The 23,987-nt window shown below is 73.6% G+C and carries 16 protein-coding genes; 10 read left to right on the top strand and 6 right to left on the bottom strand.

All coding sequences use genetic code 11. The features are described 5' to 3' along the window. Positions 1–64: 64 nt before the first annotated feature. A complete protein-coding gene (locus ACL02T_RS00480; RefSeq protein WP_412829305.1) occupies positions 65–871 on the bottom strand; it encodes an ABC transporter ATP-binding protein in 807 nt (268 codons plus the stop codon). A 58-nt stretch (positions 872–929) separates the two neighbouring features. Here ACL02T_RS00480 and glgX point away from each other — a divergent pair, with 58 nt between their 5' ends. From glgX to ACL02T_RS00455, 5 genes are all read left to right on the top strand, one after another. Further along, complete coding sequence (gene glgX, locus ACL02T_RS00475; RefSeq protein WP_412828598.1) at positions 930–2,957, top strand: glycogen debranching protein GlgX; 2,028 nt, start codon at positions 930–932, stop codon at positions 2,955–2,957. Between the two features lie 195 nt (positions 2,958–3,152). After that, complete coding sequence (locus ACL02T_RS00470; protein WP_412828597.1) at positions 3,153–4,283, top strand: hypothetical protein; 1,131 nt, start codon at positions 3,153–3,155, stop codon at positions 4,281–4,283. A 166-nt stretch (positions 4,284–4,449) separates the two neighbouring features. Next, positions 4,450–5,403, top strand: a complete 954-nt coding sequence (locus ACL02T_RS00465; protein ID WP_412828596.1) for a ParA family protein — start codon at positions 4,450–4,452, stop codon at positions 5,401–5,403. After that, positions 5,400–6,344, top strand: coding sequence for a PadR family transcriptional regulator (locus ACL02T_RS00460; protein ID WP_412828595.1), 945 nt, complete (start codon positions 5,400–5,402; stop codon positions 6,342–6,344). The genes ACL02T_RS00465 and ACL02T_RS00460 overlap by 4 nt, the downstream gene beginning before the upstream one ends. A gap of 102 nt (positions 6,345–6,446) precedes the next feature. Continuing rightward, positions 6,447–6,671: a zinc ribbon domain-containing protein gene (locus ACL02T_RS00455; protein WP_412828594.1), complete on the top strand. Its 225-nt coding sequence runs from the start codon at positions 6,447–6,449 to the stop codon at positions 6,669–6,671. Between the two features lie 41 nt (positions 6,672–6,712). Here ACL02T_RS00455 and glgP read toward each other — a convergent pair whose 3' ends face one another. Continuing rightward, positions 6,713–9,241, bottom strand: coding sequence for an alpha-glucan family phosphorylase (gene glgP, locus ACL02T_RS00450; RefSeq protein WP_412828593.1), 2,529 nt, complete (start codon positions 9,239–9,241; stop codon positions 6,713–6,715). A gap of 303 nt (positions 9,242–9,544) precedes the next feature. Between glgP and ACL02T_RS00445 the strand changes: the two genes are divergently transcribed. After that, a complete protein-coding gene (locus ACL02T_RS00445) occupies positions 9,545–11,518 on the top strand; it encodes an alpha-1,4-glucan--maltose-1-phosphate maltosyltransferase (RefSeq protein WP_412828592.1) in 1,974 nt (657 codons plus the stop codon). 76 nt (positions 11,519–11,594) lie between these two features. Continuing rightward, positions 11,595–12,995 carry a polysaccharide pyruvyl transferase family protein gene (locus ACL02T_RS00440; protein WP_412828591.1) on the top strand — a complete coding sequence of 467 codons (1,401 nt, stop codon included), beginning with the start codon at positions 11,595–11,597 and terminating at the stop codon, positions 12,993–12,995. A gap of 69 nt (positions 12,996–13,064) precedes the next feature. Here the strand turns inward: ACL02T_RS00440 and ACL02T_RS00435 are convergent, their stop codons facing one another. Next, the gene (locus ACL02T_RS00435) at positions 13,065–14,591 is read right to left on the bottom strand and encodes a class I adenylate-forming enzyme family protein (RefSeq protein WP_412829304.1); all 1,527 of its coding nucleotides are present in this window, start codon (positions 14,589–14,591) and stop codon (positions 13,065–13,067) included. A gap of 159 nt (positions 14,592–14,750) precedes the next feature. On the opposite strand from ACL02T_RS00435, the gene treS reads away from it, so the two are divergent. The 3 genes from treS to glgB all read left to right on the top strand — a co-directional run bounded on the left by treS (position 14,751) and on the right by glgB (position 20,380). Next, entirely contained in the window at positions 14,751–16,490 is a 1,740-nt protein-coding gene (gene treS, locus ACL02T_RS00430) for a maltose alpha-D-glucosyltransferase (RefSeq protein WP_412828590.1), read from the top strand. Further along, positions 16,487–17,917, top strand: a complete 1,431-nt coding sequence (locus ACL02T_RS00425; protein WP_412828589.1) for a maltokinase N-terminal cap-like domain-containing protein — start codon at positions 16,487–16,489, stop codon at positions 17,915–17,917. Before treS ends, ACL02T_RS00425 begins: the two co-directional genes overlap by 4 nt. 87 nt (positions 17,918–18,004) lie before the next feature. Beyond that, positions 18,005–20,380 (top strand): 1,4-alpha-glucan branching protein GlgB, encoded by a 2,376-nt coding sequence (glgB, locus tag ACL02T_RS00420; protein ID WP_412828588.1) that lies wholly within the window; start codon positions 18,005–18,007, stop codon positions 20,378–20,380. Between the two features lie 118 nt (positions 20,381–20,498). On the opposite strand, the gene ACL02T_RS00415 is transcribed toward glgB, so the two are convergent. The 3 genes from ACL02T_RS00415 to ACL02T_RS00405 form a co-directional block, all read right to left on the bottom strand. Next, positions 20,499–21,728: a glycosyltransferase family 87 protein gene (locus tag ACL02T_RS00415; RefSeq protein ID WP_412828587.1), complete on the bottom strand. Its 1,230-nt coding sequence runs from the start codon at positions 21,726–21,728 to the stop codon at positions 20,499–20,501. Between the two features lie 65 nt (positions 21,729–21,793). Beyond that, positions 21,794–22,786, bottom strand: a complete 993-nt coding sequence (locus ACL02T_RS00410; protein ID WP_412828586.1) for a tetratricopeptide repeat protein — start codon at positions 22,784–22,786, stop codon at positions 21,794–21,796. 101 nt (positions 22,787–22,887) lie between these two features. After that, a complete protein-coding gene (locus tag ACL02T_RS00405; RefSeq protein WP_412828585.1) occupies positions 22,888–23,829 on the bottom strand; it encodes an SCO6745 family protein in 942 nt (313 codons plus the stop codon). Positions 23,830–23,987 lie beyond the last annotated feature (158 nt).

Here is a 23,987-nt window from a genome sequence, read left to right as displayed (position 1 = left end):
AGGCGTACACGAACGGCGCCGTCGCGCACGAGGAGTGTGCGACAGCGCCGCTCGCCGCTCCGGGTCAGCGCAGCCAGGCCGTGTACCGCCCCCGGCGGCGCTGCACGGCGAGCGGCAGGCCGAAGGTGGCGGAGAGGTTCTCCTCGGTGAGGACGTCGTCGAGCAGGCCCGCCGCGACGACCGTGCCGCCGCGCAGCAGCAGCCCGTGGGTGTAGCCGACCGGGATCTCCTCGACGTGGTGGGTGACCAGCACGGACGCCGGGGCGTCGGCGTCGAGCGCGAGCGTGGACAGTCGGGAGACGAGGTCCTCGCGCCCGCCCAGGTCGAGTCCGGCGGCGGGCTCGTCGAGCAGCAGGAGCTCGGGATCGGTCATCAGCGCGCGGGCGATCAGCACCCGCTTGCGCTCGCCCTCGGACAGCGTCCGGTACTCGCGGTCGGCGAACCCGGCCATGCCGAGCTGGTCGAGCAGCTGCCCGGCACGCTCGGTGTCCTGGGCGTCGTACCGCTCGCGCCACCGGCCGAGCACGCCGTACCCGGCGCTGACCACGACGTCGGACACCCGCTCGTCGCCCGGGATCCGGATGCCGAGGTTCGCCGAGGTCAGGCCGATGCGCGGACGCAGCTCGAACAGCGCGACCCGGCCCAGCCGCTCGCCGAGCACGTCGACGGTGCCGGTGGTCGGGTGCATCTCCGCGGCGGCCAGGCGCAGCAGCGTGGTCTTCCCGGCGCCGTTCGGGCCGAGGACGACCCAGCGCTCGTCGAGCTCGACCTGCCAGTCGATCGAGTCGAGCAGCACGGTCTTCCCGCGGCGCACGCTGACGCCGTCCAGGGAGATCACCAGATCGGACGGGTCGGGTGTGACGCTCTGCACGGACGTTTTCGGGCCGGCGGACGATCCGGGGGAACTCACCCCCCTATCCTCGCCGATCGTGCCGGTCTTCCCGTTGGGTGCCCACGTCGACGACACCGGGGCGCGGTTCGCGGTCGCCTCGACCAGCGCCGACGCCGTCGAGGTGTGCCTCGTGGACGGTGCCCCCGGGGGGTGGGTCGAGCGGCGGGTGGAGCTCACCGAACGCACCTTCGGGGTGTGGCACGGGCACGTCCCGGGGGTCCGGCCGGGGCAGCGCTACGGCTTCCGCGTGCACGGCCCGTACCGGCCGTGGGAGGGCCACCGGTTCAATCCGCACAAGATCCTCGTCGACCCGTACGCCCGGCGGATCACCGGCGACGTCACCGATCCGGCGGCCGCACGCGGCTGGACCGACGACCCGATGGCCGGCCCGGCCAGCACGGTCGACTCGCTCGGCGCGGTACCCCTCTCCGTGGTCGAGGCGCACGACACGACGCCGCTGCCGCCGCGCCCGGACGTCCCGTGGTCCGAGACGGTGATCGCCGAGCTGCACGTGAAGGGCTACACGGCCCGGCATCCCGAGGTCCCGCCGGAGCTGCGCGGCACGTACCTCGGGCTGGCCCACCCCGCCGTCGTCGGGCACCTGCAGCGGATCGGGGTCACCGCCGTCGAGCTGCTGCCGGTGTGTGCGAGCACGTCGGAGCCCGCCCTGCTCGAGCGCGGCGCCCGCAACTACTGGGGCTACTCCACGCTCGGCTTCCTCGCCCCGCACGGCGGGTACGCGAGCGTGCCGGGCGCCGAAACCGCCGAGTTCAGGTCCATGGTGGACGCGCTGCACGCCGCGGACATCGAGGTGATCCTCGACTTCGTCCCGAACCACACCTGCGAGGGAGGCGTCGGCGGCGTCACGCTCTCCTACCGCGGCCTCGACGCCCGCGCCTACTACTCCCTCGGCGGGCTCGGCCACGACGCCGACATCACCGGCACCGGCAACACCCTCGACGCGGGCTCCCCCACGGTGATCCGGCTCGTCTGCGACGCCATGCGGCACTGGGTCACCCGGTACGGCGTCGACGGCTTCCGCATCGACCTCGCCTCGGTGCTCGGCCGGCCCCACTCCGGCCCGTTCGACCCGCACTCCGCGCTGCTCACCGCCATCGCGCAGGATCCCGTGCTCTCGACCTGCAAGCTGATCGCGGAGCCGTGGGACGCGACGGGTGAGGGCTACCGGGTCGGCGGCTTCGGCGTCGCCTGGTCCGAGTGGAACGGCCGCTACCGCGACGCCGTGCGCGACTTCTTCCGCGGGCACGGGCACATCGCCGAGCTGGCCTCCCGGGTGACCGGCAGCTCGGACCTCTACGCGCTGTCCGGCCGCCGACCGTGGGCGTCGGTGAACTTCGTGACCGCGCACGACGGCTTCACCCTGCGCGACCTCGTCTCCTACGAGCGCAAGCACAACGAGGCCAACGGCGAGCAGAATCGCGACGGCACGGACGACAACCGCTCGCAGAACTTCGGGGTCGAGGGCGAGACGTCCTCTCCCGTCGTCCGGGCGCGGCGGCGCGCGACCGCGCGGGCCATGCTCGGCACCCTGCTGCTGTCGATCGGGACGCCGATGATCGTCGGCGGCGACGAGCGCTGGCGGACCCAGCACGGCAACAACAACGCCTACTGCCTCGACGACGGAACCACCTGGGTCGACTGGTCGCCGGACGAGCTCGACCCGGGGGCCGCCGAGGCGATGACCCGCTTCACCGCCCGTGTCGCCGCGATCCGCCGGTCCTCCCCCGCCCTGCACCGCGACCGCTTCCTCCGCGACGAGGAGGTGCGGTGGTGGCACCCGTCGGGCCGGCCGATGACCCGCGACGACTGGCACGACGCCCACGCCCGCTCCCTCGGCCTGCTCGCCGGGGAGTGGCTGTTCGTGCTGCACGCGGGCGACTCCGGCACCCCCTGCGTCCTGCCGGGCGGCAGCTCGCGGCTGGTCCCGGTGCTCGACAGCACCCGGGAGGACGGTTGCCCGGCCACCGAGCGGCCGCTGCGCCCCGGGTGCACCGTCACCCTCCCGCCCCGTTCCCTCCTGCTGCTCAGACGCGTCGCGGGCTGACCGGCTCCGGACGGCGGCAGCCGCAGGGCGAACGGCCCAACCTCGCCGGATGCGCGTTTGCCCGGGCGCGGTCCTCGGGCATCCGCCGCCACCTCGCCGGACGGCGGGTGGCGGCGGCACGCTCCGCCGCACGAACGGGAGGAGGACTCGTGGTCATGGCGAGAGCAGTCCGTGAACGCGGGGAGGGGCGGACCGATGGCTGACGACACGACGCCCTCCGACCTGGCCGACATCAGCGGCTACATCATGCTCGGCAGCAAGAAGCTGACCATCCGGATCAGGATCGAGGAGACCGGCGAGGCCCAGGTCGACGCGGGCCTGCGGGGTGGGGCGGCGGCCGACGAGGAGGGCACCGCCACCGCGGGCGGCGGTGCGGCGGAAGGCCACGAGGGGCGGCGCGAGCCGGAGCCCGAGGAGCGCGACGAGGACCGGGACGAGGACGAGACCACTCCGGACGAGCTGGAGGACGAGGTCTCCGCCGACGAGCTCGACGACTCGGGCGAGGCGGGCGACACCGAGGACGAGGACGAGGACGACGAGGACGGCTCCGCCGAGTACGACGAGGACGACGAGGACGAGGACGGCTCGGCCGAGTACGACGAGGACGAAGACGACCAGGACGAAGACGAGGACGACGACCAGGACGACCAGGACGACGAGGACGACGAACTCGACCAGGACGACGAACTCGACCAGGACGACGAACTCGACCAGGACGACGAACTCGACCAGGACGACGAGGGCGCCGACGACGGCGACACCGACGACACCAGCGGGGCCGCCGCGAACATCGAGGACGTCGACGATTTCGAGGCCGACGCCGACTTCGAGGCCGACGAGGACTCCGAGGCCGACGCCGACGCACCCGAGGACGCGGACGAGGAAGCCGGCGAGGCCGAGGACGACTACGACGACGCCGAGTACGCCGACGACGCGGACGCCGACGACGACGATGACGAGGACGAGGACGAGGAGTACGACGCCGACGACACCGACACCGCGCGCGACGCAGCCGCCGACACCGCCGGCACCGACGACACCCACACCCCCCGTGACGCGACCACCGCCGACGACGAGGACGACGAGGACGACGCCGTCGAGCATGACTCCCCCTCCGAGGACGAGCTCCGCGACCTGCTGACCCGCCGCGCGCGCACGCGGGGGACGGGCGGGGAACAGGCGGACGCGGAGCGTGGACGGCGGGCGGCGCGTACCGGCAGCGGGAGGTCGGCCGGCCGGTCGGCCGCTCGACGGGAGACCTCCGGGCGGGGCGGCTCGGAGCGGACGGCACGTCGGCGCAGGGGCGGCACCGACTCGTCCCCGTGACGGTTCTGCCGCCTGGTCCACGGCGCGGAGGACCGATCGGCGGCTCGTGCTGCGCGGACCGGACGCCGTCGTCCCGAGACGGTGTGCCGCTCGGCGCGGTCGGGTACGTGCAGCACGCTTCACCACGCGCGGGCGACGACGCCCGCCGACGAGTGCGGAGGTTGCCGTGGCCAGGCGCACGAGCGAGCGCGAGCGGGGGGCCGCGCTCGCCCGCGTGATCGCGATCGTCAACGACAAGGGCGGGGTCGGGAAGACGTCGATCGCCGCGAACCTCGGCGGCCAGTTCGCCGGCGCGGGCTACCGCTGCCTGCTGGTCGACCTCAACCGACAGGCGAACCTGGCAGACGACCTCGGCTACCGCGGCTCCGAGATCGACGACGAAGGCGCCGGGCTGCTCGGCGCGATCCTCGCGGGGACGCCGATCCGACCGGCCGTGGACGTCCGGCCGCAGCTCGACGTCGTGTGCGGCGGCGCCCGTCTGGAGGACCTGACGCCGGTGATGGTCTCCCGGCTGCAGCACCACGGCCGCACCGCGTTCCGTGTGTTGGGCGACGTCCTCGCCCCCGTGGCGGCCGACTACGAGGTCGTGTTCGTCGACTGCCCGCCGGAGTCGACGATCCTCACGGATCTGGCGCTCGCCTCGGCGCGCTGGGTGCTCATGCCGACGAAGTCCGATCTGGGCGGGCTCCTCGGCATGACGCTCGTCGCCGAGCGGTTCGCCCTCGCCCGGGAGATCAACGCCCGGCTCGGGCTGCTCGGTGTGGTCCTGTTCGCGACGGGCACCCGGGCCCGCGCGGTGCACGGGGAGGCCCGCGCCGCGATCGACGAGGCCTTCGGCGGCTCCTCGCCCCGCTTCGAGACCAGCATCCGGCACGCCGAACGCACCGCCCAGGACGCTCGGCGCCTCGGCAAGCTCGCCCACGAGCTCGAGGTGGAGGCGGCCGCCCAGCCCACCTGGTGGGAGGAGCTGCGCTCGGGCACCCGCACGAAGCGGATCTCGGCGACCGCCGCGAGCGTCGCCGGCGACTACCGCGCGCTCGGGATCGAGGTGCTCAGCGCCCTTCAGGCCGCGGAGGAGGCGGAGCGCACGGGCGCACGGCGACGGAAGGCCCGGACGTGACCCGGCCGGTGCGCGACCTGTCGTCGACCTTCGGAGCGCCGGCCGCCGCGCTCCGCCCTCCGCGACGCCGCGGACGCCCTGGACGCCCTGGACGCCCTGGACGCCCTGGACGCCGTGGACGCAGCCCCGCAGGCGACCAGGCGGGTGCGGGCGGTCGCCCCGAAGGCTCCGCCGGGGGCGACTCCGCCGAACCCCGCGCCCACGATGCCGACGCCGAGCCCCACGACACCGACGACAGCACCGACCACACCACCGGGACCGACCACACCACCGGGACCGACCACACCACCGGGACCGACCACACCACCGGGACCGACCACACCACCGGGAGCGACACCACCGGGAGCGACGACACCACCGGAACCGGCGACAGCACCGCGCCGGGCGCCGAGGACGGGACCGGACGGGGCGACGTCCGCGGTGACACCCGAGACACGAGGAGCGGAACGATTCCCACCGACGACAGGAACGGCCGCCGCACCGGCGGGCTCGCCACGACCGAGCGGACGGACGGGCGGACCCCGGCCCGGCGACCCGCGACCGCCGACCCGGAACGGGACGGTCGGCCCGCGGTGCGCCGCGCCCGCGGCCCGGCGACCGTGCAGAGCGAGCGGAAGACCCGCTACAGCGAGGTCCGCGTCCGGGACGCCCGCCAGCTGGACCTGCTGATCCTCGCCATCGTGGAGGACCGGCCGGAGAACGGGCGCGTGGTGCACGACCTGCTCCGCGAGCGCAGCGACGGCGTGTTCCGCCCCTCCCTGCAGGGCACCTACCACCGGCTGCACCGGCTGAAGAACGACCGGCTGATCACGCTGGGGCCCGACCGGCGCCACTACCGCCTCACCCCCCTCGGGAAGCGGATCCTCGCCGCCCGACGCCGCGAGTGGGCGACCTTCGCACACGGGTTCGACCGCGTGCTGGGGCACCCGGACCCGGCCTGATCCACGGGCCGGTGGTGGGAGGCTCGCGGAGAGCTCGTCCCCGCCGCCCGGCGACCGCCGCGGCCGGTGACCACGACGCCCCCGCCGCGTACCCTCTCGACCATGCCGCGCTACGAGTTCCGCTGCCGCGAGTGCACCACGACCTTCGAGGTCGACCGCCCCATGGCCGCGGCCTCGGACCCGGCCGACTGCCCGCAGGGGCACAGCGACACCGTCAAGCTGCTGTCGACCGTCTCGCTCGGCGGCCGCGCCGGTGGCGTGCCGGCGATGGCCCCGACAGGTGGCGGCGGAGGCGGCTGCTGCGGCGGGGCCTGCGGCTGCGGCTGACCGCCGGACGGCGCGCCCCACGCCGCCGACGGGCCGTCCCCTCAGGCCAGGACGACCTTCCCCAGCTCGGCGGGGGACGCGAGCAGCCGGTGCTGCGGGAGGACGCGGACCGTGTAGCCCGCGAGCCCGGCGTGCGGCAACGGGACGACGGCCTCGAACCGGTCGCTGCCGTCCGTGGCACCGACGTGCTTCATCGCGACCCGCACGGTGTCGTCGAGCTCGTCGGCCTCGTCGACCCGGCCGACGATCGCCTCGACCGTGACGTCCTCGGGCGCGAGCCCGCCGAGGTCGACCGCGGCGCGCACGGTCATCGGCGCCCCCACGACGGGGGTGTCCGGCAGGCCGGACGCGTCCACCCCGGTGACCGTGACCTTCGTCCACGCGGCGTCGAGCTTCTCGCGGTAGGAGGCGATCTCCTTCGCCCCGGCGTAGTCCGAGCCGGTGACGGTCCGTGCAGCCTCGGCCGCCGGTGCGTACCAGTTCTCGACGTACTCGCGGACCATCCGGGTCGCCTGCACCTGCGGGCGCAGCGTCTCCCAGGTGTGCCGGACCAGCCCGGTCCACTTCGGCGGGACGCCGTGGTCCCGCTCGTAGAAGGCCGGCGCGACCTGCGTGGCGAGCAGCTCGTAGAGCGCCTGGGCCTCGAGGTCGTCGCGCTTGTGCGGGTCGATGATGCCGTCGGCGGTGGGGATGGCCCAGCCGTTGCCCCCGTCGTAGAGCTCGTCCCACCAGCCGTCGCGGATGGAGAGGTTGAGCCCGCCGTTGAGCGCCGACTTCATGCCCGAGGTCCCGCAGGCCTCGAGCGGGCGCAGCGGGTTGTTCAGCCAGACGTCGCAGCCCCAGTAGAGGTAGCGCGCCATCGACATGTCGTAGTCCGGCAGGAACACGATGCGGTGCCGCACGGCCGGGTCGTCGGCGAACCGGACGATCTGCTGGATCAGTGCCTTGCCGCCGTCGTCGGCCGGGTGGGACTTGCCGGCGACGATCAGTTGCACCGGGCGGTGCGGGTCGAGCAGGAGGTCGCGGAGCCGGTCGGGGTCGCGCAGCATCAGCGTGAGCCGCTTGTAGGTCGGCACCCGGCGGGCGAAGCCGACGGTGAGCACGTCCGGGTCGAAGACGTGGTCGGTCCAGCCGAGCTCCGGCATCGACGCGCCGCGTTCCAGCCAGGCCGCCCGGACCCGGCGGCGGACCTCGTCGACCAGCCGGGCGCGCAGGGTGTTGCGCAGGCCCCAGAGCTCGGCGTCCCCGACGTGGTCGAGTGCGGAGCCGACCCCCGGGACGGCGCCCGGCTCGCCGAGGAGGGCGGCCACGTCCGGGGACTCCCAGGTCGGCCCGTGCACGCCGTTGGTGACCGAGCCGATCGGCACCTCGTCGGCGTCGAACCCCCGCCAGAGCCCGCCGAACATGCCGCGCGAGACCTCGCCGTGCAGCTTCGAGACGCCGTTGGCCCGCTGCGCCAGCCGCAGCCCCATGTGCGCCATGTTGAACATGGCCGGGTCGTCCTCGGCGCCCATCGCGAGCAGCCGGTCGGCGGGCAGGCCGGGCAGCAACGCGTCGGTGAGGTAGCGACGCACCAGGTCGACCGGGAACCGGTCGATACCCGCCGGCACGGGGGTGTGCGTGGTGAACACCGTGCCGGAGCGGACCGCGGAGAGCGCCTGGTCGAAAGCGAGCCCCCGCACCGAGTGCAGCTCGCGGATGCGCTCGAGGCCGAGGAAGCCTGCGTGGCCCTCGTTGGTGTGGAAGACCTCCGGGTCGGGGTGGCCGGTCGCGGCGCAGTACGCCCGGACGGCCCGGACCCCGCCGACCCCGATCAGGATCTCCTGCTTGATGCGGTGGTCCTGGTCGCCGCCGTAGAGCCGGTCGGTGACGGTCCGCAGGTCGGCGTCGTTCGCCTCGATGTCGGCGTCGAGCAGCAGCAGCGGCACCCGCCCGACGGCGGCCTGCCACACCCGTGCGGCCAGGCTGCGGCCCTCGGGCATCGCGACCTCGACGATCACCGGCGCGCCGTCGGCGCCGGTGAGCAGCTGCAGCGGCAGGCCCTGCGGGTCGAGGACCGGGTAGTGCTCGAGCTGCCAGCCGTCCAGCGAGAGCGACTGGCGGAAGTATCCGGACTGGTAGAGCAACCCGACGCCGATCAGCGGCACCCCGAGGTCGGACGCGGCCTTGAGGTGGTCGCCGGCCAGCACGCCCAGGCCGCCGGAGTAGTTCGGCAGCACCTCGCTCACGCCGAACTCCATGGAGAAGTAGGCGATCGCCCCCGGCAGCCGCTCCTCGCCCTGGTACCAGCGGTCCTCGGTGAGGTACCGCTCCAGGTCCGCGGCCAGGTCGGCCACGGTCTGCACCAGCTCGGCGTCCTCGGCCAGCTCGCGCAGCCGGGCGGTCGGGATCTCGCCGAGCAGCCGCACCGGGTCCTCCCCGGAGCGCTCCCACGCCTCGGGGTCGAGCGCGGCGAACAGCTCGCGGGTGGCCGGGTGCCAGCTCCACCGCAGGTTGGTCGCGAGGGTCTGCAGCGAGGCCAGCCGCTCGGGCAGCTGGGCACGGACGGTGAAGCGGCGGAGGGCTCTCACGGGGCCGCACCCTAGTACGGAATCGGTACGGTGACCGATCCAGCACGAGCTCACACGCCTGCCGCTCCGAGCGGTCGAGCGCCGTGACGACGCCGCGCCGCGAGCCGGCGCGACTCCGGTCCGGCGGGTGGCCGGACGAGCGCGCGCCGGCGGCCGGGACGGCTCGGTGAAGAGCGTGTGAACCTGTGCCGCCACGCCCTGTCCCGTTACACGCAGCGGTGGACGGGGTAGGTACGGTTGTGACGCACGTGATGCAGGTCGAAGGCGTGCGAATCCGATCTACGAATGCGGGGGTGGGCGTCGATGACCGGTCGGCTCGGGATCGATGACGTCAGTCCCGCGGTGGGCGACGGCCGTCACCCCAGCAAGGCCGTGGTCGGCGAGGTGATCCCCGTCCGCGCCACGGTGTGGCGCGAGGGGCACGACGCCGTGGCCGCCAACGTGGTGTGGAAGCGACTCGGCTCCACCGCGCAGGCCGAGCACGTCCGGATGCTGCCGGACGGGGTGGGCACGGACCGGTTCGTCGCCACCGTGGTGCCCGACGAGCCGGGACTGTGGACCTTCCGGGTGGACGCCTGGAGCGACCCGTGGGCCACCTGGCGGCACGCGGTCGAGGTCAAGCTGAAGGCCGACCAGAGCGCGGACGAGCTGGCCAACGACCTGGAGTCCGGCGCCCGGCTGCTGCAGCGCGTGGGCCGGAGGCCCAGCGAGCGCGCCCACCGCGACCTGCTCTTCGGCGCCGCCAACGCGCTGCGCGACACCGCGCTGCCGCTGCACGCCCGGGTCGCCCCGGCCCTGTTCCCCGCCGTGCACGCGATCATGACCGAGCGCCCGGTCCGCGAGCTGATCACCCGCGGCCGCACCCAGCAGGTCTACGTCGACCGCGAGCGGGCCCTGTTCGGCTCCTGGTATGAGTTCTTCCCCCGCTCCACCGGTGGGCGGGACGAGACCGGTCGCGCGGTGCACGGCTCGTTCGTCACCGCGGCCAAGGAGCTCGACCGGATCGCCGGCATGGGCTTCGACGTCGTGTACCTCCCGCCGATCCATCCCGTCGGCACGGTGCACCGCAAGGGCCGCAACAACTCCGTGCACGCCGAGCCCGGCGACGTCGGCTCGCCCTGGGCGATCGGCAGCGCCGACGGCGGGCACGACGCGATCGACCCCGAGCTCGGCACGATCGACGACTTCGACTCCTTCGTCGCCCGCGCCAAGGACCTCGGCATGGAGGTCGCGCTCGACTTCGCGCTGCAGTGCGCCCCGGACCACCCCTGGGTCGAGGCCCACCCGGAGTGGTTCACCGTGCGCCCGGACGGGTCGATCGCCTACGCCGAGAACCCGCCGAAGAAGTACCAGGACATCTACCCGATCAACTTCGACAACGACCCCGCCGGGCTCTACGCCGAGGCGCTGCGGGTCGTCCTGCACTGGGTCGAGCACGGGGTCCGGATCTTCCGGGTGGACAACCCGCACACCAAGCCGCCGAACTTCTGGCACTGGCTGATCTGGCAGGTCAAGGCGCGCTACCCCGACGTGCTGTTCCTGGCCGAGGCGTTCACCCGCCCGGCCCGGCTGTTCGGTCTCGCACGGCTGGGTTTCACCCAGAGCTACACCTACTTCACCTGGCGCACGGAGAAGGAGGAGCTGACCGAGTTCGCACTCATGCACGCCGAGCGTTCGGACGAGTGCCGGCCGAACCTCTTCGTCAACACCCCCGACATCCTCCACGAGTCGCTGCAGACCGGCGGCCCGGCGATGTTCGCGATCCGCGCCGTGCTGGCCGCGACCCTGTCGCCGACCTGGGGCGTGTACTCGGGCTTCGAGCTGTTCGAGGGCACCCCGGTCAAGCCGGGCAGCGAGGAGTACCTCGACTCGGAGAAGTACGAGCTGCGCCCGCGGGACTTCCAGGCCGCGCTGAACGAGGGGCGCTCGCTCGAGCCCTTCCTCGGCCGGCTGAACGAGATCCGCCGCGCCCACCCGGCGCTGCAGCAGCTGCGCGAGATCCACTTCCACGAGGTGGACAACCCCGAGTTGCTCGTCTACTCGAAGACGGACCCGGCGAGCGGCGACACGGTGATCGTGGTCGTCACACTCGACTCGCACGAGATGCGCGAGGGCATGGTCCGGCTGGACATGCCGGAGCTGGGCCTGGGCTGGAACGACTCGTTCACCGTGACCGACGAGATCACCGGGGACATCTTCCGCTGGCAGGAGCGCAACTACGTGCGCCTGCAGCCGCTGGAGAACGTCGCCCACATCCTGCGGGTGCACCGGGGCTGATGCCGGCCGACCCGTCCTCGGGGCAGCCCTCGGGCCGCCCGCCCACCCCGGCTCCCCGTCCAAGGAGGTTCCGCGCGTGCCCGGTGTCCGCCCGCTCGCGGTGCGGCTCACCCGACGCGGCCGGGCCGTGGTCCGCACGGCGCTGACCGGCGTCTCGCATCCGATCCCGGCTCCTCCGTCCGAAGGATCCGGGGCGGCGTCGGATGCCGCGCCGCCCGCGCTGACCACCAGCTGCGACCTCGCCTGGGTGGAGCGCGACTACGCCACCTCGGCCGCGTTCGCCCGCGAGGTCCTCGCCCTGCACCCGGCCGACGCCGAGGCGACCGCACGCCTGCACCGGGCCGTGACCGCGCCCGCCGAGTACCGGTCGCCCACCGACCCGCGGCATCCGGTGCTGGCGCACGTGGCCTTCTTCGTCACCGGCCAGGGCAACTTCGGCGACATCGCGCTGCCGCTCGCCGTGCGCGCCGCGTTCGAGAGGTCCGCCGGACCGCTGGAGTGGTCCCCCGTGCACGCCCACCACGTCGTCGACGACGAGGTCGTCGAGCGCATCAACGCGACCTCGGGGCTGGTGGTCGGCGGGGGCGGGTTGATCCTCCCGGACACCGCCCCCAACGGCAGCAGCGGCTGGCAGTGGAACGCGACCGTCGAGGCCCTGCGCCGCATCACGGTGCCGATCGCCCTCCACGCCGTCGGCTTCAACCTCTTCCGGGGGCAGCGGATCGACCACCCGCGCTTCCGGGACCACATCGTCGCCCTGGCCGAGCGGTCGGAGGTGCTCGGGTTCCGCAACACCGGCTCGGTGGAGCGCGTGCGGGACCTGCTGCCGGAGCGGCTCCGGGACCGGGTCCGGCTCTCACCCTGCCCCACGACGGTGCTGTGCCGGCTCGTCGACCTGCCCGCGGCCCCACCCGCCGAGGTGCCTCGGGTACTCCTCAACATGGCGTTCGACCGGGCCGAGCGCCGGTTCGGGAGCGGCTACCCGGCGTTCCTCGACCAGATGGCGGACGCGGCGGGTCAGATGCGCCGGCGTGGCTGGGAGGTCGCCTACGCGGCGCACCTGCCCGTCGACGAGCGGTTCGTCCACGACCTGGAACGCGCCCACGGACTGCACCTCGAGGTGGAGCGGCTGTACGCCGGCTCCGTCGACGACGCCTACCGGACGTACCGGGGCGCCGCGGCCGTCGTCGGGATGCGCGGGCACGCGACCATGATCCCGTTCGGTCTCGGCGTGCCGGTGGTGAGCCTGGTGTCCCACGACAAGATGTGGTTCTTCCTCGACGACATCGGCCACCGGGACTGGGGACTCGAGGTCGGCGACCCCGACCTGGCCGCCCGCCTGCTCGAGCTGGTCGCCGACCGGGTCGCGCACGCGGACCGGTACCGGGCGGACACCGCTCTCGCGCAGGACGGCCTGCTGCGGGAGGTCGACGCCCGGGCCGGCGAGCTCCTCGCGGCCGTGCGGCCGGCCCGGTGACCCGCCTCGCCGGTCCGGCACGGCGTGACCGGCCACCCCGACGACCATCAGGGCCGAGGACCGCCTCCCTCAGCTGATCCGATCCTCCCGGCCTCGCCAGAACGGTTCGCGCAGGACGTACTTCTGCACCTTCCCGGTCGCCGTCCTGGGGAGCGCGTCGGTGAACTCCACGCGCTTGGGGCACTTGAAGCCCGCCAGCCGCTCCCGACAGTGCGCCACGAGATCGTCGGCGGAGCACGCCCCGCCCTCGAGCACCACGATCGCGGTCACCAGCTCGCCCCACGTCTCGTCGGGGACGCCGATGACCGCCGCCTCGCGCACGGCGGGATGTGCGGTGAGTACGTCCTCGACCTCGATGGACGAGACGTTCTCGCCGCCGCTGATGATCACGTCCTTCTTGCGGTCCGAGAGCGTGAGATAACCGTCGGTCAGGGTGCCGCCGTCGCCGGTGTGGAACCAGCCGCCCGCCTGGGCGTGCGCCGTCTCCGCCGGCTTGCCCCAGTAGGCCTCCAGGTTGTGGTTGGTCCGCGCGAGCACCTCGCCGTCGTCGTCGATGCGGAGCCGGACACCCAGCGCCGGCGCCCCTGCCCGCCGCAGTCTCCGGGCGCGAGCGGGTCCGTCGAGGCCGCGCCACTCCTCACGCATCCGGTTCACGGTCAGGAGCGGGGAGGTCTCGGTGAGCCCGTAGATCTGGATGAACTCCCAGCCCAGCTCCTCGTGCATCCGCTCGATGAGACGGGTCGGCGGCGGCGCCCCGGCCACCACGGCACGGACCCGGCCCCACCCCGGGACCGGGCCGTCCCGGTGAGCGGCCGCGTCCAGCACCGCCGAGACGACCGCGGGCGCGCCGCAGAGCACCGTCACGCCGTGCCGGTCGATCCGCCGGAGGATCTCCCCGCCGTCGACCTTGCGGAGCACGACGTGCCGGCCGCCCACGCCGGTCAGCGCGTACGGCAGCCCCCATCCGTTGGCGTGGAACATCGGCAGCGTGTGGAGCAGGACGTCGTCGTCGGTCAGTGCGAGGTGCAGCCCGAAGACGACGGCGTTGATCCAGAGGTTCCGGTGGGTGAGCTGTACGCCCTTCGGACGCGCGGTCGTGCCCGACGTGTAGTTGAGGGTGGCGGTCGCCGACTCGACGGTCGGGCGGTCGACGGGCTCACGGGCCTCGTCGAAGACCGCGCCGTCGTCCCGACCCAGCACCAGGACGTGTTTCGCCACGGTGGCCTCGCCGAGGTGCTCGAGTTCGGGATCGAGGAGCAGGACCTCCGTACCGCTGTCCCGCAGGATGTAGTCCACCTCGCCGGGGGTGAGCCGGAAGTTGATCGGGACCAGCACCCGTCCCCAGCCGGACACCCCGAAGAAGGACACCAGCATCCGCGCGGCGTTCTGCGAGACTATCGCGACCCGACCCCCGGCCGGGACACCGAGCGCGTCGAGCCCGGCGGCCTGGGCCCGGGCGAGGCGGGCCATGTCCCGGTAGGTCACCGATCCCCAGGACGGGGCGGGCTGTCGAGGCTCGTCGACGACCCCGACGCGGTCGGGGTAGACCAGCTCGGCCCGGTCGAGGAAGTCCCGGACCGCCAGATCGAGGAACACCGAGATCACACCCCTCTCGTCGTGGACGTCCGCCGACGCTCGTGCCGAAGACTCGGCAGCGGGTAGGGCCGGAGGGCCTCGCCTCCCCCGCGCGCAACCCGACGGCCGTACCCGCTCCACCCTGAGAAACCGGGCCGGCCCGGATAGAGTCGGCAACCGATGAGTGAGACGGTCGAGACGGGCAGCGGCGAGCTCGTCGTCAACGAGCCGGGCGCCGACGAGTACGGGCACGCGCGCGCCCTCGAGGTGGACCCCGAGTGGTTCAAGACGGCGGTCTTCTACGAGGTGCTCGTCCGCGCGTTCAACGACTCGAACCGGGACGGCTTCGGCGACCTGCGCGGGCTCACCGAGAAGCTGGACTACCTGCAGTGGCTCGGGGTGGACTGCCTCTGGCTCCCGCCCTTCTACGACTCCCCGCTGCGCGACGGCGGCTACGACATCCGCGACTTCCGCGCGGTGCTGCCGGAGTTCGGCACGGTCGACGACTTCGTGGTGCTGCTCGACGAGGCGCACCAGCGCGGGATCCGGGTGATCACCGACCTCGTCATGAACCACACGTCGGACCAGCACCCCTGGTTCGAGGCCTCGCGGCGGGACCCCGAGGGCCCGTACGGCGACTTCTTCGTGTGGTCGGACGACGACACCCGCTACCCCGAGGCGCGGATCATCTTCGTCGACACCGAGTCCTCGAACTGGACCTACGACCCGGTCCGCGGCCAGTTCTACTGGCACCGCTTCTTCTCCCACCAGCCGGACCTGAACTACGACAACCCGGCCGTGCAGGAGGCGATGATCGACGTCCTGCGGTTCTGGCTGGACCTCGGGATCGACGGCTTCCGGCTCGACGCGGTGCCCTACCTCTACGAACGGGACGGCACCAACTGCGAGAACCTCACCGAGACGCACGCCTTCCTCCGGCGCTGCCGCAAGGTGATGGACGACGAGTACCCGGGCCGGGTCATGCTCGCCGAGGCCAACCAGTGGCCGTCGGACGTCGTGGAGTACTTCGGCGACCCGGGGGTCGGCGGCGACGAGTGCCACATGGCCTTCCACTTCCCGCTGATGCCACGCATCTTCATGGCGGTACGCCGGGAGAACCGCTTCCCGATCTCGGAGATCCTGGCCCAGACCCCGGCGATCCCCTCGGGCGCGCAGTGGGGCATCTTCCTGCGCAACCACGACGAGCTCACGCTCGAGATGGTCAGCGACGAAGAGCGCGACTACATGTACGCGGAGTACGCCAAGGACCCGCGGATGAAGGCGAACATCGGCATCCGCCGCCGGCTCGCCCCCCTGCTGGAGAACGACCGCAACCAGCTCGAGCTGTTCACCGCGCTGCTGCTGTCGCTGCCCGGCTCGCCGGTCCTGTACTACGGCGACGAGATCGGCATGGGGGACAACATCTGGCTGGGCGACCGCGACGCCGTCCGCAGCCCGATGCAGTGGACCCCGGACCGCAACGCCGGCTTCTCCATGTGCGACCCCGGCCGGCTGTACCTGCCCGTGATCATGGATCCGGTGTACGGCTACCAGGCGGTGAACGTCGAGGCGCAGTCGAACTCGTCGACCTCGCTGCTGCACTGGACCCGGCACATGATCGAGGTCCGCAAGCGCCACCACGCCTTCGGCCTCGGCGACTTCCACGAGCTCGGCGGGTCGAACCCGTCGGTGCTGGCGTACACGCGGACCCACGGGGAGGACACCGTGCTGTGCGTCCACAACATGAGCCGCTTCCCGCAGCCCGTCGAGCTGGACCTCTCCGCCTGGGAAGGTCACGTGCCGTGTGAGCTCACCGGCGGGGTGCCGTTCCCGCGGATCGGTCAGCTGCCGTTCCTGCTCACCCTGCCCGGACACGGGTTCTACTGGTTCGCGATCCAGCCCGCGGAGGACACCGCATGACGGCGCTCGCCGACGAGCTCCCGGCCCACCTGCCCGACTACCTGGCGCGGCAGCGCTGGTTCCCGGCGAAGGGCCGCCCGGTCGAGTCCGTCTCGGTGGCCGGCGGCACCGCGCTGATCGACGAGGGGGACCTGCTCCTCGACCTGTGCCTGCTGCGGGTGACCTTCGCCGACGGCAGCGCCCCGGAGCACTACCAGCTGCTCGTGGGGCGTCGGGGCCGGCCGGCGCCGGACCTGGAGTACGCGACGATCGGCGCGGTCGGCGACCGGATCGCCTACGACGCGATGTGGGACCACGAGGCCACCGCCTTCCTGCTCGACGCCATCCGCGAGGGCCGCACGTACGGCGAGGTGCGGTTCGTGCCCGAACCCGGCGCCGAGATCCCCTCCCGGGTCGCCGGCCGGATCCTCGGGGTCGAGCAGTCGAACACCTCGGTCGCCTACGGTGAGCGGAGCATCTTCAAGCTGTTCCGCCGGGTCTCGCCGGGGGTGAACCCGGACCTGGAGCTGCACCGCGCGCTGCGGTCCGTCGGCAGCCACGAGGTGGCGTCGCTGCAGGGCGCGGTCGAGGGCACCCTCCCGCTCGACGGCACCACGGAGCCGGCGACGCTGGGAATGTTGCAGGACTTCGCGTCGAACTCGGCCGAGGGCTGGGCCATGGCGCTCACCAGCGTCCGGGACCTGTTCGCCGAGGGCGACCTGTACGCCGACGAGGTGGGCGGCGACTTCGCCGGCGAGGCGCGGCGGCTGGGCGAGACGGTCGCCGTGGTCCACCGGGAACTGGCCGAGGCCCTGGGCACGGCCACCCGTGACGCGGACGAGCTGCGGTCGGCGCTGACCGCCCGGCTGACCGAGGCCGCGGCCCAGGTGCCCGCGCTCGGTGAGCACATCGACGGCATCCGCGCGGTGTACGACGCGCTCTCCGGCGAGATCCCGACCCAGCGGGTGCACGGCGACCTGCACCTGGGCCAGACCCTGCGCACCCCGCGCGGCTGGCTGCTGATCGACTTCGAGGGCGAGCCCGCGGCCCCGCTGAGCGAGCGCAGGCAGCCGGACTCGCCGCTGCGCGACGTGGCCGGCATGCTGCGGTCCTTCGACTACGCCGTCTACCACCAGGTCCTGTTGGCCGACACCGACGAGCACGAGAGGCAGCAGCTCTTCCGGCGTGCGGACGAGTGGGCGGTGCGCAACCGCTCCGCGTTCTGCGACGGCTACGCGTTCCGCGCCGGGCGGGACCCCCGGGCCGAGGCCGCGGTGCTGCGCGCCTACGAGCTGGACAAGGCGGTGTACGAGGTCGTCTACGAGACCCGCTCCCGCCCGACCTGGGCCGGCATCCCGCTCACCTCGATCGCGCGGCTGCTCGAGGAGGCGCAGGACAAGGGCGTCGCCAGCACCGACCCGGAGTCCGATCCGCGCATCTCGCTGTAGGACGGCCCGGCGAGGTTCGGCCTGGGCCACAACCCGTTCGGCGGACCACAGTGGGCGCGTTCCGCGCGTCCGCAATAGGGTTTCCGGGTGGCTCACGAGGACACCCGCACGATCGACCCCTGCCCCCCGGACCAGGCGACGACCGACCGGCTCCTGGGTGGTGCCCACCACAACCCCCACGGGGTGCTGGGCGCGCACCCGACGGCCGGCAGCGGCACCGTCGTCCGCGTCCTGCGCCCGCACGCCGACGAGGTGTGGGTGCTGCGCGACGGCGACCCGGACGACGCGCACCCGCTCGTCAAGGTGCACGACGCCGGCCTGTTCTCCGGCGTCGTCGACGGGCCGGCCGGGGACTACAAGGTCCGCGTCCGCTACGGCGACCGCCTCGACGTCACGGACGACCCGTACCGCTGGCTCCCGACCCTGGGCGAGGTCGACCTCCACCTGATCGGCGAGGGCCGCCACGAGCGCCTGTGGGAGGTGCTCGGTGCGCACGTGCGCGCCTACGACACCTCCGCCGGCCAGGTCACCGGCACCAGCTTCGCCGTCTGGGCGCCCAACGCCCAGGGCGTGCGCGTGACCGGCGACTTCGACGGCTGGGCCGGCTGGGCCCACCCGATGCGCTCGCTCGGCGGCGCCGGCGTCTGGGAGATCTTCGTGCCCGACGTCGGGGTCGGGACCCGCTACAAGTACCGGATCCTCGGCCAGGACGGGGTGTGGCGCGACAAGGCCGACCCGCTCGCCTTCGCCACCGAGACCCCGCCCGCGACCGCGTCCGTCGTCACCGCCCACCAGCACGAGTGGGGCGACGAGGAGTGGATGGCCGCGCGCACCGTCCGGCAGCCCCACGCCGAGCCGATGAGCGTCTACGAGCTGCACCTCGGCTCGTGGCGGCAGGGCAACGGGTACCGCGAGATCGCCGACCAGCTCGTCGAGTACCTGGGCGAGACGGGCTTCACGCACGTCGAGCTGCTGCCGGTGGCCGAGCACCCGTTCGGCGGCTCGTGGGGCTACCAGGTCTCCGGCTACTACGCGCCGACCTCCCGCTTCGGCACCCCGGACGACTTCCGCTACTTCGTCGACACGTTGCACCGCCACGGCTACGGCGTGATCGTCGACTGGGTGCCGGCGCACTTCCCGCGGGACGAGTGGGCGCTGGCCCGCTTCGACGGCTCCCCGCTCTACGAGCACGCCGACCCGCGCCGCGGCGAGCAGCCGGACTGGGGCACGCTGGTGTTCGACTTCGGCCGCCGCGAGGTGCGGAACTTCTTGGTCGCCAACGCGCTGTACTGGCTCGAGGAGTTCCACATCGACGGGCTGCGGGTCGACGCCGTCGCCTCGATGCTCTACCTCGACTACTCCCGGGCGGACGGACAGTGGCTGCCCAACGCCTACGGCGGCCGGGAGAACCTCGACGCCGTCTCCTTCCTGCAGGAGATGAACGCGACCGTGTACCGGGAGCACCCGGGCGTGGTCACGATCGCCGAGGAGTCCACCGCCTGGCCGGGCGTCACGCGGCCCACCTACATGGGCGGGCTCGGCTTCGGGTTCAAGTGGAACATGGGCTGGATGCACGACACGCTCGACTACACCGGGCGTGACCCCATCCACCGCAGCTACCACCACAACCAGATGACCTTCTCGCTGATGTACGCGTTCAGCGAGAACTACGTCCTGCCGATCAGTCACGACGAGGTCGTGCACGGCAAGGGTTCGCTGTGGACCCGGATGCCGGGCGACGACTGGAACAAGGCCGCCAACGTGCGCGCGCTGCTCGCGTTCATGTGGGCGCACCCGGGCAAGCAGCTGCTGTTCATGGGCCAGGAGTTCGGCCAGGTGCGCGAGTGGTCCGAGGAGCGCTCACTCGACTGGGACCTGCTGGCCGACCGGCTGCACGGCGGCATCAAGTCGCTGGTCGGCGACCTCAACCGCACCTACCGGGAGCACCCGGCGCTGTGGACGGCCGACCACTCGCCCGAGGGCTTCTCGTGGATCGACGCCAACGACGCCTCGGGCAACGTCCTGAGCTTCCTGCGGCAGGGCACCGACCACGACGGCCGGCCCGCGGTCCTGGCCTGCATCGCGAACTTCTCCGGCCAGCCCAAGGAGAACTACCGCGTGGGGTTGCCCTTCGCGGGCAACTGGCGCGAGCTGGTCAACACGGACGCCGACAACTACGGCGGCTCCGGCGTGGGCAACCTCGGCGTGGTCGAGGCCGAGCGCGCGGCCTGGCACGGACGGCCGGCGTCGGCCGTGCTGCGGCTGCCCCCGGCGGGCGTGCTCTGGCTGGTGCCGGAGGAGACCGGCGGCCCGGTGCACCCGCGCCGCCCGGTGCAGTCCGCGGCGACCGAGCCCGCTGTCGAGCCGCCCCCCGCGGGCGCGGCCCACACCCCGGACCTGGCCCGGGGCGTGACGCCGGCACCCGAGATCGGCCCGGCCGACGACGACTCCCGGAACGTCTGAGTCCTCCGGCCCGTCCAGCCCTTCTTCACACTATGGAACCATGACGCTTGCTGACGGCGCTTTTTGTAGCGTCATGGTTCCATAGTGCTGGCACGTAGCGCCCTCCGCGGCGTTATGGCTAGACCACGGATCGCGCCTCCGAGCGTTCCGGCTCCGGAGCGTGGTCCGCGGCACGGAGCAGGGTGATCCAGTAGGCCGCGAGGATCGCGCAGTAGAGGCTGCGGCCGAGCGGGGTCCAGGGGTCCTCCGGAGTCCAGAGGTCGCCCCAGGAGACCGGGATCGCGGATAGCGCCAGCAGGGCGCCCACCCAGGCGCGGCGGACGCTGCCCGCTGCCGACATCGCGACCACCGCCAGCACGCCCGGCCACACCAGCAGCAGGTAGTTGTGCCAGGAGATCGGCGACATCAGCAGGCCCGCCGCGAGCACGGCCCAGGGTGCGGTGCCGCCGGGGTCCACCGTGCCGGCCCGGGTGCGGTGGGCGAGCCACCCGAGGGTGCCGATCAGCAGGACGGCGCCGAGCACCGTCCCGACGGCCGACGGCAGGCCGAGCCGCACGGCCTCACCGGGCAACGCGGCGTTGTCCAGCACGTCGGGTACGGGCTCACCGAAGCCGATCCGCAGCCACTCCACCGCGCTCGACGGCCCGGCGGCCAGTGCCCCGACCGCGGTGGCGACGACCGCGCCGCCGATCCCGGCCCAGAAGGGCCGCCAGCGCTGCTGGGCGGCCGGGAGCAGCAGGACCGGGGCGAGCGAGGGCTTGAGCGCGACCGTGACGCCGTAGAGCGCGGCGGCCAGGAGCGGGTGCCCGCGACGCTCGGCGATCCATCCCGCGACCAGCCCGACCAGCAGCAGCCCGTAGATCTGCCCGAGGTAGAGCGTGCCGTGCAGCGGGGAGGAGACGAGCAACGCCAGCACGGCGCCCGCCGTCCACCACCGCGACAGCCGAAGCTCACGGCAGACCAGCGCCACGGCGGCGACGATCAGCAGCAGGGTCAGCGCGGCGAACACCCGGTAGGCCGCCACCACGTCGAGCCCGGCGAACGGGGCGAGCAGCAGGCTGAGCACCGGCGGGTTGAGGTTGCGCAGCTTCGCCGGCGTCGCGTAGATGTCGCCGCCCTGGGTCAGGGCGACCGCCGAGTGCCAGAAGGTGTCGAAGTCCGCGTGCAGCTCCCGCATGTCCGTCGACGCCAGGCCCAGGATCAGCCAGTTGTGGTGCGTGAGGTGCAGGGCCGCGGTCGAGGCGAGAGCCGCCAGCGCCAGCACGACCGCGCCGACCCGGGCCGCCGGCCACCGCCGGGCCGGCGGCCGCGGTGGATCGGCGACGGGCTGCGGACTGGTCGTCGACACGGACGCCGACCGTAGTCGGCGGGGATCAGGTCCGGCGCCCCGCCCCGATCGCCCCGGGCGCGTCCTCAGAAGAGCGCGCGGGCGAGGGCGCGGCGGGCGGTGCTCACCCGCGGGTCGTCCGCCGGGAACAGCTCGAACAGCCCGACGAGGTGGCTGCGGACCTTCTCCCGGTCCTCGCCGAAGGTGCGGCCGACCGCGGCGACCAGGCGCTGGAAGGCCGACTCGGCGCGGTCCTGGGCGATCTCGGCGTCCGCGGCGGCGAGCTGCGCGTCGAGGTCGTCGGGGGCGGCGTCCGCGCGGCCGATCGCCGACGGGTCGGCCTGCTCGGCCCGGACGAGGAAGCGGACCTGGGACAGCGCGGCCTTCGCCATCTCATTGGCCGGCTCCTGGTCGAGGATCCGCTGGTAGGCGGCCTCGGCCTCGGCGTAGTCGCCGCGCTCGAGCGCATCCTCGGCCTCGGTGAAGCGCGGGTCGTCCGGCTCCTCCACCGGCTCGCCACCCCCCGCGGCCGCCCGGCGCTCGCCCTCGGCGATCGCGGGCATGCGGTCGCGCAGCGCGTCGAGGATGCGGGCGATCCAGTCCTTGACCTGCGACTCGGGCAGGGCGCCCTGGAAGGCGTCGACCGGTTGGCCGGCGACGACCGCGACCACCATCGGGATCGACTGCACGCCGAAGGCCTGCGCGATCCGCTGGTTGGCGTCGACGTCGACCTTGGCGAGGATCCAGGCACCGCCGCTCGCGTTCGCCAGGCGCTCCAGCACCGGCGAGAGCTGCTTGCACGGCTCGCACCAGGTCGCCCAGAGATCGACGATCACGGGCACCTGCAGGGACGCTTCGAGGACGTCCTGCTGGAAGCCCTGTTCGGTGACGTCGATGACGTACCGGCCGGCGCCGTCCGGCGAGGCCGCCGGGGCTCCCTGGGGGCCCGCCGTCTGCTGGCGGGCCGCGGCCTCGGAGCGGGCCTTCAGCGCGGAGAGGTCGACGGCGCCCGCCAACGCGGACGACAGGGCCGCCGTCTGAGCTGCCTGACGAGGATCGGGTCGCGACACGCCTTCCATCCTGGCACGATCGCCTCCCGCCCCGCCCGCCGCCCGGGGCCCGCGCGCAGCCGGCCCCCGCGAGGGCGAGATTCCCGGGGCGCAGCCGGGCGCCCCGCGGGTCAGGAGGAGGGGACGGGCACCAGCGGGCGCATCCCCATCGGGTTCTGCCTCAGGAAGTCACCCGCGGCGAGGATCCGCTCGACCAGCGGGCCCACCAGCTCGACCAGCCGGTCGGCGCGCGCGTCCCCGAGGGCGCGCCAGGCCTCGTCGGCGAGCTCGTCCGTGCGGTCCTCGATCCCGGCGCACAGCTCCCGCCCGGTGGCGGTGAGCACGGTGTCCGCGACCTCCCCGCTGCCGGACCCGGGCTGCACGAGGCCACGGCCGGCGAGCCGCGCCCGGGCGGCCTCCCACTCCTCGACGGTCCAGCCGCGTCGTTCGCGCAGCCAGTCACCCGGCAGGCCCTGTGCACCCGCGAACACCACCAGGGCCTCCACCGGGTCGATCCCCGCGCCGACGAGGGCCGCGACGTGGCCGTCGCCGCGCTGCTCGCGCAGGATCGTCTGGGCCTGCCACAGGACCAGGTGCGGCGCGGCCGGCCAGGGCAGGGCCGCGTTCGCGGCGGCGAGCGCCCGCCCCGCCGTCGACGCCGAGGTCGCGGCCTCGCGGGCCAGCTCCGCGGCCTCGGCGACCTCCGCGGAGCCGACGAGCTCGCCGAGCGACCGGCGCAGGGCGGCGTCGACGGCCGCGAGCCGCGCGTCGAGCAGCTGCGCGGGCGCGGCCACCGACCAGACCCCGGGCACCGAGCGGCGGACGAAGCCGGGGGCGAAGTTGTAGAACAGCGCCGTCACGACCTCCGCCGGCACCGGCCCGAGCGGTGCGGCCCGCTGGCCGAAGTAGCCGCGGAAGAAGCCGCGCAGGCCCAGCGACTCCCCCGCCGCCCGCGCCTCCGGGGCGAAGTACGTCACCGCGTGCAACGGCTCCAGCGCCCGCCACAGGCGGCGCGCCCGATGCTCACCGCCGGTGGCATCCGCGCCGGTCACAGGGGTGGTCTCCGTCGTCATCGCGCCTCCCGAACTCGATCTCCCCCGACCGTAGGAGGTCCGACCGGGCCCGGACCAGGCCCCGCCGTTGGGCCGATGCGGTGACAGCGCGCACCCCGCGTTCGCGGCCGGGCGGCGGGGATCACCGGACCGGCGGAGCACCACGGAGCGGGCGTGCT

It is taken from the genome of Pseudonocardia oceanicola, assembly GCF_047200735.1.
Lineage (GTDB): Bacteria > Actinomycetota > Actinomycetes > Mycobacteriales > Pseudonocardiaceae > Pseudonocardia.
Note: the sequence above shows the minus strand (reverse complement) of the source record. Positions and strands in the feature narration are given on the sequence as shown.